Source organism: Opitutus sp. ER46 (genome assembly GCF_003054705.1).
Classification (GTDB): Bacteria; Verrucomicrobiota; Verrucomicrobiia; order Opitutales; family Opitutaceae; genus ER46.
Genome location: NZ_QAYX01000024.1, coordinates 482642 through 495728 on the forward strand (window position 1 = coordinate 482642; position 13087 = coordinate 495728).

Genomic DNA, 13087 nt, shown 5'->3' on the forward strand with positions numbered 1-13087 from the left:
TCTTCCCACTTCATCCTCCTCCGCCATGCTCGTCCTTCTCCCTGCCGTCGCGTTCGTCCTTGTGCTGGTACTCGCCCGGCGCCGATTCGCGCCGGGTTCCTGGCGCGACGCGTTTCTCCTCGCCGCGATTGGCCTGGGCGCGGTGTCCGTGCTGGCGACGGAGGCGCTCAGTGCGGGTGGACTCATTGGCAGGCCGGGCGTCATCGCCTACTGGATCGCGGTGATCGCGGCCGCAGCCATTGGGCTCGCGCGTACTCCGCGCGCGGGCGGAACGGGTGGGGCAGCGGGAACCGAGCCGGCGCCGGCAGAGGCGGAGCGACTTACGCTGGGCGCGCGGCTGCTTCTAGCAGGCATCGTGGTGTACGTTGTTGGCACGGGAGTGATCGCGATCGTCGCGCCGCCGAACACCTGGGACGTGATGGAGTACCACCTGCCGAAGGTGATGCACTGGATCCAGAACGGCAGCATTGGCTTCTATCCGACTGCCATCCCGCGGCAGAACCACCTCGCGCCCGGCGCCGAGTTCGCGGTGCTGCACCTGCACCTGCTCGCCGGCTCCGATCGTTTCACGAACCTCGTCGCCTGGTTCAGCATGCTCGGCTGCGCAATCGGCGTGTCGCTCATTACGCGCCGGCTCGGCGCCAACCTCCTGGCGCAGGTGGTCGCGACCGCCTTCACCGTCACGCTGCCGATGGGTATCATGCAGGCGTCGAGCGCGCAGACGGACTACGTTGCGGCTTTCTGGTTCGTGAGCTTTGTCTATTTCCTGCTGCGGCTGCTCGCCGCGCCGGCGCTCTCGTGGCCACTGCTGCTGGCGATGTCCGCCGCGCTCGGGCTGGCGGTGTTCACGAAGGCGACGGCGTATCTCCTGGCGCCGCCTTTCCTGGTCTGGATGGCGGTCGTACTCGTGCGCCGGCTGCGGTGGCGCGTGCTCGCGCCGTTCGCCGCGATCACGGCGGTGTTTCTCGTGCTCAACGCGGGCCACTATGCGCGCAACACCCGCGTTTATGGACACCCGCTCGGCCCGCGCGAGGAGCCGACGCCGAACTCACGGTACGCCTTGGAGTCGCACGCGCCCGCGGCGCTGGTCTCAAGCCTGGCGAAGCACGTCGGCACGCACCTCAACAGTCCGTGGGTCGGATTCAACGCGGCGGTGCAACGGCAGTACGTCGCGCTGCATGAACACCTCGGCTGGAAATTCGACGACCCGCGCACGTCGTTTGGGCCGGCTTTTGCGCGGTTCCGGATCGGACGCACCGACTTTCAGGACGAAACCGCGGGCAATCCGCTGCACTTCTTCGTGGGGCTGCTCGGTTTTGCGCTCGTGCTGGCGGTGCCAACGCTGCGGCGTGATCGCGCGCTGCTCACCTACGCGCTCGCGATCGGCGTGAGCTTCCTGCTGTTCGCGGGCTATCTGAAATGGCACCCGTGGATGAGCCGGCTGCATCTCGGCGTGTTCGTGGGCGCGGCGCCGTTTGTCGCGATCGCGCTCACGCGCGTCGCGCGCGGGTGGCCGGCCCTGGCGCTCGCGGGACTGCTCCTGGTGCTGAGCCTGCCTTGGCTGCTGTTTTGCCAGGAGCGGCCGCTGATTGCGCGGGAGAATATCTTCAACACGCCGCGCGAGGGGCTGTATTTCAAGACGCCGCACCAGAAGTACGCGGCGGCGTACGTGGCTGCGTCTGAATTCTTCCGCGCGCATCCCGTCACGCGCGTCGGTTTGATCACCGGCAACTCGAGTTGGGAGTACATGGCCTGGCGGCTGTTTCCCGGTGAGGCGTCCGAAATGCGGTTTCAACACGTGATGGTGCAGGATCCATCCGGCGCGCTCGCCGCGCTGCCGCCGTTTGGTGATTTCGGGCCCGAGGCGATCGTGGCACTCGACCAGAGAAACCTGGGCGAGAGTGTGACGATCGATGGTCGGACGTTCACGCGCCGCTGGCGCGAAGGCGCGGTGGCGATCTTCCTGCCGCCGGCTCCGTAGGCATCCGCGGTCTCTGCGATGAATCCCGAATAAATTCGGGGCGAAGAAGCGCTGCGGAGGATGTGCGGTGCGGGGCAAGCCCGTCGCAGGTTTTCGCGCGGGTTCGCGTACGTCGCGGTTTAGATCGGCTCATCGACTTGGTTCCGATTCCGAGGCCGGACGGGAGCAATTCTGCCCGCGAGTATCCGGACATTATGCGGCGAGTATCCGGACATTATTCCGGAGTATCTGGACATTATCCCGTAAGTATCTGGCGGTAGGTCGGTAATAATTGTAGCCCTCGTCCCCTGGGCTCGTGGCTTTGGACCAAAACCGCACCGGGTTTTGAAAAACCCCATGCAGATCTGGGGCAATTCTTCGCGCCAGACTCCATCCAAAACCCCTCGAAACTCCGCGCCCATCGCCTCCGATTCCCGTTTCAGATTGAGTCAGATCTCACAGGAGATCGCTGAGCTCGCAGAGGACCCGATCAGGAGCCCCTCAGGATCGAACTCTGCGCCCTCCGCGTCCTCCTGTAAGATGGTTTGGGAGACACATCCGGGGTTCATCCAAGTGATCCGAGGTTCACTCCTGTTTGAAAATTGTCCGGCTGCGGAGCTCGGTTTTGCGCGTTCTGCGCGTTTTTGCGGCCACAAACTCGATCTGATCCGTTGCCGATTCTGCAGCCGGTTCGATTATTCCACTCTCACTCCTACTTTCACTCTCACTCCTGCCTTCACTCCGCTTTCGCCACGACCACGTCACCGACTTTGACGGTCGGGTCTTTCCAGTGACTGCCCTTCCAGTGGAGGTTGCCAGAGGCGCGGCGCAGCTGGGCGTAGTGATCCCTGAGCGCGACGACGGTGCGGCGGCAGCCCGGTTTCTCGACGACCAAGGCGCCGGGCAATCGACGCGGGGTGGGGTAGTCGTACACCGGGCACGGCGTGAACACCTTCACCAGCACGAGATCGTGGTGCTTGGGGACGACGAACGTGCCATCCGCCGCGGAGGCTGTGCCGCCATCGTCATCGCCTTCGAAATGCACGCGCGCACCCGCGATGGGTGTGCCATCGGTGGTGACGACGCGCCCGTGAATTTCGGGCGCGGTGACTTGGATCTGCGGGGCGGGCAGTGCAACGCAACCGGCGCACGCGAGGACGAGCACAAGGGGCAGCCATTTCATGGGGCAGAGGCGAATTTAGCCGGCGCCAACCGTGCCGGAACGCGTGCGATGGGTCCAGAATGATGATGATAGTCCTGTTCGCCTCTTCCGCCGCGGTGCCGGGAGCGTGCGCAATGTTTACTGCGCCGAAACGGTCCTCTGTGCCTTCCGCGCATCAACATCCGAGCGTTTGAGTCCCAAGGCAGTTGAACAGGAGGCAAGGGAGGAAACAGAGATCCGATCCCGGAGGTTTTGACTCATTCGAACCCTCCGTTGCCTCCCTTTACTCCTGTGAAATGGCTCGGGCTGTTTGGAGAAAATATCCGGCCTTTATCCGAGTGATCTGAGGTTCACTCCTCCGTCAGGACCAACCGAAGCGGAATTTTGGCGTGTGCGCTGGGGCGCTCCGGGGTAGAGGCAACGGGCATGGCAAAGCTACCGGTGGACATGATGATGCTGGAAGAGGCGTTCGACCACCACGGTGAAGGGGGGTGGTATTTGAACCTCGTGACGGGCGACGTGCTGATTCGATTCGATGACCCTGACGTGGAGAACGAGATCGAGGGGAATCCCGACAAGTACCTCCTGATCGAGCCGACCTTGCCGGACGAGGACCATCGCGTGATGCTGGACTTCGTGGCCGGGCTGCCCGACGGCAAGGCGCGGCGCGAACTCGCGCGGGCGTTGAACGGCCCGAGGTCCTTTGGCCACTTCCGGGATGAGCTGCGCCGATGGCCTGACGTCCGTGAACAGTGGTTTGCCTTTCGCGACGCGAGGGTGACGGAACACGCCCGGCGCTGGCTCGCCGACCACGACATCGAGCCCGTGCCACGTCCGCCGGCGTGATCGACGCGCGTGGTCGCGTGGTCTCGCCGCGGGCGGTCGACGTGGCGGCGCCCGACATCGCGGCGGCCGTGGTCACCGCGGCGGCGCAGCGGCTGTTCGGGCCGCCGACCAGCGGTGGCCGCCCCTGCGCGACGCCGACGCAGTTGCGCGTGGCGTTTTAGCGCTCGCGGCCGATTGGCCGGCTCACACGCCGAGGATTCGACGGCGGCTCTCGAGGAGCGTCAGGTAACGCGCTTTCATCTCGGCGGAGAGGAAGCTCGCCTCGATCCGATCTGGCCAGGTGGCACAGGCTTGGCGGAAGCGCGCTCGGGTTTGCTCGATGAGCGGAGCGCTGAGCCCGAGTCGCTCGGCCGCCAGGTACTGCCAAAAATCGCTCGTACGCAGATGGGATCTCTTGCCGTGGAGCGGCAGCGCCAGCTCCTCTCGGCTGCGCGGATTGGGAATGGTGGAGTTGAGCAGATCGTAGGCCGGCGATAGCTGCACTTTGTCCTCCCGCGTGATGAGCGACCAGTTCTTGAGGTGCATGTCCTCGTTGCCGGTGAGAAACGCGCAGAGCAATCGGTCGAGGAGCTTCATCCGCTCCAGCGCGGGAAAGGTGCAGAAGCGGTCGATGATCTCGATCAATCGCTCCGTGCTGGAATCGTATTTCGTGTCGCGGGTCGCACCGCTGAGCTGCGCAAAGTCCTCCACCGGACGGCGGGTCCAGCCCGTGCGATCGAAGCGTCGGACAAAGTAGGAACGGGTGTCGTCCTGGTTGAGCAGCAGCCCGTGGGGCGGGACCTCGATGTCGAGGCTGGCGGCGAGCGACATGGTGAGCGCCTCATTCTCCGGGAGCTCCGCATAGACAAGATGCGGGGGCTTGACGATGTACCGGCCGTTGAGGTCCACGATCTCCATGCGTCCCTCGGTCACGCGCAGGACGGCGCTGACCTTGGGTTGCATGCCCTGGATGGAGATCTTGGCCGCCCGCGCGGCGGCCTCCTCCAGCAACTGCTCGCGGGTGTAAGGCAGGGGGGCGATGGCGCGCAGCCGCCGGTCGAGTCGGCGCAGCCCTGCGGGCGAATAAGGCCCGGGGCCATCCCACGGCTCATTCGTGATCAGGCACCTCATGGGGCGGGCTCGATGCGCAGGGAGCCAACCACGTCGCGACCGACGGCCAGCAGTTGGCCGAAGAGATCGTCGCGATCGAGTTTGCGGAGCCGGAGGAGGGCCTCGAGTTGGACGCCCTCGGGGAGCAGGCCTTCGAGCGGCGCGGGAAAGCGGGGAAACTCCCACACGCGCTGGCGCGTGGGCATGGTGAGCGAGATCGGCTCGCCGCGAAAGGCGTCGTCGTAGGCGAACCGATACGTGCCGTCATCGCACGCCTCGAGGACACCGGCGAACTGGTCCTGCTGGAAGATGAAGGCGCGTCTCATGGCGAGCGGCTCGGCTTTCTTCTCCCCCTCGAACCCGACGGTGACGGCGACGGCGACGCGGGAGCCGGCGTGATGTGCGACGATGATGCCTGCGTCGACGAGGCCGCGGGGGAAGACGCCGCGGCGCGATCGAGCAACGGGCTATGCCACACGACGGAGATGTTGAGGACGCGGAAGAGCTTCTGGAGGGTGTCCCACTGGATCGACTCCTTGCCGTGCTCGACGTCCCAGACGACGGTCTTGCCGACGCCGGCGAGCTGCGCGAGTTCGGCTTGAGCGAGGCCGGCCTTCCGGCGGTGGTCTCGGATGAGTTGAGAGAGCGGAAACATTGCTGCTTTAGCGGTAAAATGGACCGATAAATGCCCAGTGCAAGCTCGAGTCCTTCGAAAGCAGAAGGAAATTACCGCGATAGCAGTAAAGAAAGGCGCAATGGAGAAGCCTGCCCCCGGCTGGGACGTGGATTATGATCCCTGTGGCTGAGAATCGCGCCCGGACGCGGCGGCTGGAGGCGGGAGCTTCTCAGCGAGTCGTTTTTCCAGCGCCCCTCCGACCTCTTCGCCGACCTGATAGTCGTGCGTCAGTCCGCTGCCGATGCAGACGCGCACCATCTTCCCATGGTGCACGCTGAAGGTGGCGAGGATCTTGCCCTCGCGGAGGAGGCGGACTTGGGGAGCGTTGCAGAGGCAGTCCGGCTGCCGGCGGTAATCTCCGTGGTTGAGGGTCTGCGCCAGCCGCTCCTGCCAGGCGGCATCGGTGACCCGAATGACCTGGATCTTGCGGCCGTCGAAATGATCGACCTCCACGACATCCGCTTTGCGGACGGCGTCGGCGAGCCGGCTCGCATCGAACCCAAACGACGACGTCGCCGCGACGGCGAAGACCAGGACGGTGAGGAAGGAGCGCAGCGAACGGACCATGGACAGATGCGACCGGCGAAGGCTTGGGTTGTTTCGGTCAGCGTCCGAGATCGCCGTGTCGCTGCTGAGCGCGGGCGATGTCCTCCAGCGCGCGCACGAACACCGGATTGCCGCGCACAATCGCGACCGAACCCAGCAACAAGGCCAGACCTCTCCACGGCACTTTCATTTCACGCCCCGGCTCAAATTCTGTGTGCGGTGGTATCCCTCAACTGGCCCCGAGGCGAGACGCTTCTGGCGCACCGTGCGCCCGCATCGCTGGGCGCGTCCCGTCGGGCGTCGCGGCGGTGCGTGCTCCAACGCACGTGCCGCGCGGGGACGCTGGTGTCCGGCGCGCGCCCTGTGCGGTGTTGAAACCTTCCCCCGCTGCGTCCTCACGCGCGTCCGGCGATTTCGCGAAGCGTCGGCTGGACGGAATCGCCCGACCCTGCTCAATGTGTGCCGACCTCACGTCCCCGTAGCTCAAGTGGATAGAGCCCGCGTTTCCTAAACGTGTTATCCGAGTTCGAGTCTCGGCGGGGGCACCAGTTCGCGTTCGTCTGACCGTAGGGTACCAGATCGCGCTGCAGACGGTCGTAGTCTTGTGGGTCTGTCATTTTGACCAGCCTCCGACAAGGCGGTGAACGTCGATGGCCGTGGAGTTCCGGTGACCGTAAGTGCGCTGAGCACGCGTTTAGACGAACGGATTGGGCAACTTTCGATCAAGAACAGCGAACCGATCATCTGATCCGAGGGAGCGATAGTTGATGGGCGAGAGGCCGCGCGTGAGCGCCCCGCCCTTTTCCTTGTTTACATGGTCAATTAGTGTCCAGAATTGTGTGATGAACAGATCGGACAACACGCCGAAAATTTCATTTGGGTATCGAAGAGAAACGAAATACGGCCCGCAATGGGCTTTGATCATCGACGGTCGAAGATTCGCAACAAGCTTGGGACATGTTTCAGCCCTTAGTGGCACGTACTTCGCTCATGTCTATAGTTCCGAGATTCGAGAAGCTCTAGGCGACAAAACTATAAAGTCATTGCTGGATCTGGCACAATATTGGAGGTTCGAAATAGAAACTGACTGGCGAGCTATGTCGCTTAACCTATGTCTAAATTCCGACATTCCCGTTGATCGTACACCGGATTTTCGTGCGGAGATTAGGACAGATCCTGAGTATTGGGATTATCCGTGGAGTGTCGCCGATTTTGGCACCTCTTTGAAGGAGACAATATCCGGTGGAAAGGCGGGAAAGTGCGAATTTGATGACGGCGAGAACGCGTGTACGGGGATTTATGTCACATTTCCTTTCCCTAGAACTAGCATTACTCTGTCCGCGTTGGTCCAGACTGCTTCTAATGAGATTCTCGAATCCGTAGAGACTGCCAAGCTCCGCCTCATCAAAGCCGTCAATGCAGACTCGCTAATTCGCTCTTTCAAGCTTCCCGATGAGCATCTTGTAGCATGTAAACAGTATCTCGTGTATTTTTCGGAATTTCTTGGACTCGTTGGTGTTTCCGCGAGAACGGAGATCACTGATCAAGTCGGATCAGTTCTGTTTGCAGTGACTCCCAAGGATGGCCAGGCAGCACTTTCCCGAGTTAACGCGGCCCTCGACCTCTTTCTCGCGCTTCCGAGTACTGGCGGTATTTCTTTCGGCAAGGGTGATGTGCGACTAAAGCGCCTTCTGGTGAACGTTGAGCACTTCAGAGAAATGATCGATCTTGAGGAAACTCCCGATTGTAGGGGGGAGATAGAGAGCCCCGCGGGCGGCTGCGTGCCGAAGAGAGCCACCTTCTTTTGGGGCGGCAAGCTGGCAGTGAAAAAATGGACGCGAGGCCCATTCGAACTAGATCTGCCAGCAATATTGGATGATTTGATCCGGCGCTTCCCAATAATTCGGAAGCTCCAGTAGAGCACCGAGGGAAACGGCTAGAATGTAATTCAAAAGCGTGACCGAGTGCCGGAACTTGGGCGGATTCGCGCGGACTCGCGAGTCATTCCGAGTCGTCTGGCTCACTTATCCGGAACTCCGGAGGGCTTGCGACGGCGGCGGCGTTTTCGACAGAACGCGTTCTCAAATCGGAAAACCGCTGCTCTATCCAGTTGAGCTACGGGGACGTGAGGCCCGGCGAACCGGGCGCGTGAGTCGCCTCAGAAATGCGAGTGTCACCCGGTAAGGCAACCCCGCGGTTTCAGGCGGCGGGATACATGGACGGAAACTAGGAAGGTCCGAGTCGGCGCAAGCATCGGGCCGGCTCTTGTACGTTCACGCGAGCGTCATCGCCCAAGCAAGCGCCGCATCTCGTGCCAACAAGCCCCTCGACTTGACGGCAACCGCCGTAGATACAATGTAGGCACATGAGCGGAATCACGGCAAAAGTCTTCCAGGCCGGAAACTCCAAAGCCCTGCGCCTGCCGCGCTCTCTCGCGGTCAAGGCCAAGATCTACGAGGTCACGCCCATGCCCGACGGTTTCATGGTCGTCGATCCCGCCGCCAAGGCGCGCCGGCTGAAAGCCCTGGGCAAACTTCGGGCACTACCACCGATCCAGGAGGACTGGGTCCGTCCGTGATCGATGGCTCTCTACCTGCTCGATACCAACGTCCTTTCGCGTCTCGCGCGGGGGATCGATAAGGACATCTCCGAGAATGTCGCCCGGCACATGGAGGACTGCGTCTTGTCCTCTGTGGCTTGGTACGAATTGGAATACGGCGCGGCCCGCAGTTCCGATCCCGTGAAGGCGTCCGAAAGGCTAACGTTGCTACGGTCGGCCTTTCCGTTCGTCCGGGCTTTCGGCGAAGAGGAAGCCGCTGAGGCTGCCTCGGTGCGGGCCTATCTCGAAACGCTCAAGCCCAACGCGCAACCCATCGGGCCGCATGACGTGCTCCTGGCTGGCCACGCGCTGGCGTTGGGTGCGGTCCTCGTGACCCACAACGTGCGCGAATTTGGCCGCGTGCCCCGCCTTGTCGTCGAGGATTGGCAAGCGACCGCGTGACGGTGCGGTCACGCGCGGTCATCAGACGCTCAGCCTAGACGCGCGCTAGCCGACGCCCGAGTCGGCGCAAGCATCAGGCTGGGCCGAAGGCTCGACGGCGCTGAGTGGGACCTTAGCGTGGTCCGCATGAAGGAGCCTGCGCAGGAAGCGGTCGCGTCGATGTAGGTCGAACTCGTCGGGGGGATTATCATCGCCCGGATTCGGGGCGTGCCGACGGAGGCGCTGCTGCGCGAGTGTCAGCGGCGTGTCGCCCAGCTCCATGCGGACACCGGTTGCCGGGCCATCATGTACGACGCGCTCGAACTCGAGCGGCCGCCCATTGGCGCCGTGCTCACGCAGCAAAAGCTCTCCGATGAACTCAAGGCGTCGTCCATGAAGGTCGCGATCGTCGTGCCCAACACCGGCATCGCCTACCTCGCCCGACTCGCGTTCGGCGAAGCCAATCACCGGGTCTTCTACAACGACGTCGCCAGCGCCGTACTGTGGCTGACGGCGCCTTAGGGCGCCGAGTTCAAGGTGGTAAGGGGTAAGGTGCCAAGGTTCGGAATCGGTTGGTGCACGATCGAGCCTCCGATCGATCTCTGTTTTCTCCCTTGGCTCCTGTGAGACCGCCTTGGTGCTTTGGTGACTCGGGGTTCTAGGCGCTGAGTCCCCGAGCCATTTTACAGGAAACGGAGGCACAGAGGGGTAATCTCAAATTGCTCTGATCAAGGCAGGATAGGGGTGCTGAATCCAAGGCAGGTATCACAGGAGGGCGCTGAGGGCGCAGAGTTCGACCCTGAGGGACTCTTGATCGAGCGCTCTGCGAGCTCAGCGATCTCCTGTGAGATGATCGGATCCTGATTGATCCGGAATTCACTCGAGGAATCTGAGGTTCGAACCGCGGCTGGCGATGATTACCAAAACGAGCGTGATTTCGGGGCTGGGCTCATAGTTTGGCCGGCCACGGCGCGGCTGCTGGTTGTGGCTTGCCCCGGGGTGCGAAGAACGGCTGTTTGTTGCCACTTATGCGGCCCAAGAAAGTTGCCATCCTCACCGCCGGCGGGCTTGCCCCGTGCCTCAGCGCCGCCATCGCGGACCTGATCGAGCGCTACAGCGTCGTCGCGCCGGATATCGAGCTGCTGTGCTATCGCGGCGGCTACAAGGGTCTCCTCCTCGGAGACAGCATCGCCGTCACCGCGGCCGACCGCTCCGCCGCCCATATCCTGCGGCGCCACGGCGGCTCTCCCATCGGCAACAGCCGCGTCAAGCTCACCAACGTCAAGGACTGCCTCAAGCGCGGTCTCGTGAAGGAGGGCCAGGATCCCCTCAAGGTCGCCGCCGAGCAGCTCGTCCGCGACCAGGTCGACGTCCTCCACACGATCGGGGGTGACGATACCAATACCACCGCCGCCGACCTCGCCGCCTATCTGGCGAAGAACAATTACCAGCTCACCGTCATCGGCCTGCCCAAGACGATCGACAACGACGTAGTGCCGATCCGCCAGAGCCTCGGCGCGTGGACCGCGGCCGAACAGGGCGCGGCGTTCTTCGAGCGCGTCGTCGCCGAGTTCAACGCCAACCCGCGCATGCTGATCGTGCACGAGGTCATGGGCCGCAACTGCGGCTGGCTCACCGCCGCCACCGCCGCCGAATACCTCAAGCGTCTCGACGGCACCCCGGTCGTCCCCGGCCTGGGCCTCACCCGCGACCGGCTCGCCGTCCACGGCGTGTACATTCCCGAGCTCGCGCTCGACGTCGCCGCCGAGGCCAAGCGCCTCCGCGAGGTCATGGAGCGCGTCGGCAACGTGAACATCTTTGTCTCCGAGGGCGCGGGCGTGGAGAGCATCGTCGCCGAGATGACCGCGCGCGGGCAGGAAGTGCCGCGCGACGCCTTCGGCCACGTGAAGCTCGACGCCGTCAACCCGGGCAAGTGGTTCGGCGAGCAGTTCGCGAAGATGATCGGTGCCGAGAAGGTCCTTGTGCAGAAGAGCGGTTACTTCGCCCGCTCGGCCCCCGCCAACGAGGCCGACCTCGACCTCATCCGCCAGTGCGCGCACCACTCGGTCGACTGCGCGCTGCGCCGGGAGAGCGGCGTCGTGGGCCAGGACGAGGAGCGCGGCGACGCGCTTCGCGCCATCGAGTTCCCGCGCATCAAGGGCGGCAAGCCGTTCGGCACGTCCGCGCCCTGGTTCCGCCAGGTGCTCGCCACAATCGGCCAGCCCGTCACCGCGACCGTCGCGACCAAGCACTGAGCGCCGCTGGCGGCGGCGCGTGGGCGAAGGCTGAAGGAGCGAATGCTGAAGGACTGAAACGATCCGGCTGATCTGACTGATCAGTCGGATCTGCCGGAGCCTTCCGCCTGCGGCGCAACACGCCCGTGCGCGAAAGGGGCCTCCGACTGCTGACCTCTGACGTCTGGCCTCTGACCTCTGACGTCTGACTTCTGACATCTGACTTCTGGCCTCTGGCTTCCGGCTTCCGACCCCCGGCCTCCGGCTTCCGGCCCCCGGCGTCGTTTGACGCCGGCAGGGGGCGGAGTAAGTAGACGCAACCTCCGGGGCTCCGGCGGCGTCTGGACAAGCTGGGGCTGCTCACCCAATCTCCAACATCATGCAATTTTCCAAAGCCAAGCGCACCAAGCGCAACCGCGGTTTCACCATGCTCGAAATCATGGTGGTGCTGGCGATCATCGGCCTGCTCACCGGTCTCGGCATCTCGCAGGTCAACAAGATGCTCGATAACGCCCGCGTGGACACCGCGACGCTGTTCGTGAACACGTCGGTCAAGGTGCCGCTGATGAGCTATCGCATGCACATGGGCGACTATCCCTCGACGCAGGAGGGTCTGCAGGCGCTCCTGACGCCTCCCTCCAGCCGCGCTGGCATGTGGCGCGGGCCCTACGTGGAGCGCATGTCTCTCGATCCCTGGGGCGAGCCGTACCAGTACGCGGCGCCCGGCACGCACAACAAGGACGGCTACGACGTGTGGTCGAAGGGTCCGGACAAACAGTCGGGGACCGAGGACGACATCGGCAACTGGGAGCGGAGCGCGCCCAAGCAGTGATTTTCGCCGCCGCCCGCGGCCCGGAGCGCCGGGCCGGCCCGGGCGGATGCCGCTGCGGTCGGGGGCGCGTGAAGAATTTGCGGACCCAATCGACCGCCCCGTGAGTCCCTGAGCGGTCTGCAGCCCAGGACCCACCACTCTCCCTTTTTCGAACCTGCTCGCATGGCGCCATCCGTTGCCCCCGTTTCCCGGCTCGTTCCGAGCCTGCGGCGGCGCCTTGCATCGGCCCGGAACGCGCGCAGCCGGCGGGCGGCGTTCACCATGATGGAGATCCTGCTGGTGCTGGCGCTGATCGGGCTCCTCGCGAGCATCCTGATCGGCGGCGCCGCGCAACTGCTCAACGACAAGCCGGCGACCGCCGAGGAGGTCTTCTGGGCGTCGGTGCAGGAGGCGCGCAAGATGGCGCTGAAGAACGAGCGGGAGGTGACGCTCAAGTTCCTCGACGAGAAGGAGCGCGGCAAAAGCTTCGTCCTCTCCGACGGCGTCGACACCAAGACCATGCCGGTGCCGGCGCCGGGCGACCTCGAGGTCGCGTTTCTATCCACCCAGAAGGGCACCAATCTCATGATGATCGGCGGCACCGCGGTGGAGACGCAGCCGATTCCCTCGGTGAGCTTCTTCCCGGACGGCACGTGCACCTCGTTTCGCGTGCAATTCCTTCGCGGCGGCAACGTGCGGCTCCTCGCGATCGATCCCTGGACCTGCGCGCCGATGCTGTCGGCGGCCGATGCGGCCAGCGCGAGCGGCACGAACCGGTGAACC

At 63.9% G+C, this 13087-nt stretch carries 16 protein-coding genes and 1 tRNA gene; 11 read left to right on the top strand and 6 right to left on the bottom strand.

Annotated elements, in window-relative coordinates; all coding sequences use genetic code 11:
• The first annotated feature begins 25 nt into the window (after positions 1–25).
• Positions 26–1981, top strand: a complete 1956-nt coding sequence (locus DB354_RS17315; RefSeq protein WP_107836889.1) for a hypothetical protein — start codon at positions 26–28, stop codon at positions 1979–1981.
• 715 nt (positions 1982–2696) lie between these two features.
• Here DB354_RS17315 and DB354_RS17320 read toward each other — a convergent pair.
• Complete coding sequence (locus DB354_RS17320; RefSeq protein ID WP_107836890.1) at positions 2697–3143, bottom strand: carboxypeptidase-like regulatory domain-containing protein; 447 nt, start codon at positions 3141–3143, stop codon at positions 2697–2699.
• Positions 3144–3548: 405 nt separating this feature from the next.
• Here DB354_RS17320 and DB354_RS17325 point away from each other — a divergent pair, with 405 nt between their 5' ends.
• Both DB354_RS17325 and DB354_RS22400 read left to right on the top strand, forming a co-directional pair.
• Positions 3549–3968 carry a UPF0158 family protein gene (locus tag DB354_RS17325; protein WP_107836891.1) on the top strand — a complete coding sequence of 140 codons (420 nt, stop codon included), beginning with the start codon at positions 3549–3551 and terminating at the stop codon, positions 3966–3968.
• Positions 3965–4129: a hypothetical protein gene (locus DB354_RS22400; RefSeq protein WP_158277589.1), complete on the top strand. Its 165-nt coding sequence runs from the start codon at positions 3965–3967 to the stop codon at positions 4127–4129. The genes DB354_RS17325 and DB354_RS22400 overlap by 4 nt, the downstream gene beginning before the upstream one ends.
• Positions 4130–4151: 22 nt before the next feature.
• Here DB354_RS22400 and DB354_RS17330 read toward each other — a convergent pair whose 3' ends face one another.
• The 5 genes from DB354_RS17330 to DB354_RS22840 form a co-directional block, all read right to left on the bottom strand.
• On the bottom strand, positions 4152–5078 hold the full coding sequence (locus DB354_RS17330) for a HipA domain-containing protein (RefSeq protein ID WP_107836892.1): 927 nt from the start codon (positions 5076–5078) through the stop codon (positions 4152–4154).
• On the bottom strand, positions 5075–5383 hold the full coding sequence (locus DB354_RS17335; protein ID WP_107836893.1) for a HipA N-terminal domain-containing protein: 309 nt from the start codon (positions 5381–5383) through the stop codon (positions 5075–5077). The genes DB354_RS17330 and DB354_RS17335 overlap by 4 nt, the downstream gene beginning before the upstream one ends.
• Complete coding sequence (locus DB354_RS22090) at positions 5380–5712, bottom strand: helix-turn-helix domain-containing protein (protein ID WP_146180304.1); 333 nt, start codon at positions 5710–5712, stop codon at positions 5380–5382. The genes DB354_RS17335 and DB354_RS22090 overlap by 4 nt, the downstream gene beginning before the upstream one ends.
• Positions 5713–5844: 132 nt before the next feature.
• Positions 5845–6300, bottom strand: coding sequence for a hypothetical protein (locus tag DB354_RS17345; protein ID WP_107836894.1), 456 nt, complete (start codon positions 6298–6300; stop codon positions 5845–5847).
• 37 nt (positions 6301–6337) lie between these two features.
• Positions 6338–6469: a hypothetical protein gene (locus DB354_RS22840; protein WP_255420821.1), complete on the bottom strand. Its 132-nt coding sequence runs from the start codon at positions 6467–6469 to the stop codon at positions 6338–6340.
• Between the two features lie 282 nt (positions 6470–6751).
• Between DB354_RS22840 and DB354_RS17350 the strand changes: the two genes are divergently transcribed.
• The 8 genes from DB354_RS17350 (at position 6752) to DB354_RS17380 (ending at position 13084) form a co-directional block, all read left to right on the top strand.
• Positions 6752–6827 (top strand) — tRNA-Arg (locus DB354_RS17350).
• 294 nt (positions 6828–7121) lie between these two features.
• Positions 7122–8198 (top strand): hypothetical protein, encoded by a 1077-nt coding sequence (locus tag DB354_RS22095; RefSeq protein ID WP_146180305.1) that lies wholly within the window; start codon positions 7122–7124, stop codon positions 8196–8198.
• A gap of 446 nt (positions 8199–8644) precedes the next feature.
• Positions 8645–8857, top strand: a complete 213-nt coding sequence (locus DB354_RS17355) for a hypothetical protein (RefSeq protein WP_107836895.1) — start codon at positions 8645–8647, stop codon at positions 8855–8857.
• A gap of 3 nt (positions 8858–8860) precedes the next feature.
• On the top strand, positions 8861–9280 hold the full coding sequence (locus tag DB354_RS17360; protein WP_107836896.1) for a PIN domain-containing protein: 420 nt from the start codon (positions 8861–8863) through the stop codon (positions 9278–9280).
• A gap of 207 nt (positions 9281–9487) precedes the next feature.
• Positions 9488–9781 (top strand): hypothetical protein, encoded by a 294-nt coding sequence (locus DB354_RS17365; protein ID WP_107836897.1) that lies wholly within the window; start codon positions 9488–9490, stop codon positions 9779–9781.
• Between the two features lie 506 nt (positions 9782–10287).
• Complete coding sequence (locus DB354_RS17370) at positions 10288–11514, top strand: pyrophosphate--fructose-6-phosphate 1-phosphotransferase (RefSeq protein WP_107836898.1); 1227 nt, start codon at positions 10288–10290, stop codon at positions 11512–11514.
• Positions 11515–11872: 358 nt separating this feature from the next.
• Entirely contained in the window at positions 11873–12325 is a 453-nt protein-coding gene (gspG, locus tag DB354_RS17375; RefSeq protein WP_107836899.1) for a type II secretion system major pseudopilin GspG, read from the top strand.
• A gap of 162 nt (positions 12326–12487) precedes the next feature.
• Positions 12488–13084 (top strand): prepilin-type N-terminal cleavage/methylation domain-containing protein, encoded by a 597-nt coding sequence (locus tag DB354_RS17380; protein WP_107836900.1) that lies wholly within the window; start codon positions 12488–12490, stop codon positions 13082–13084.
• Positions 13085–13087: the final 3 nt, after the last annotated feature.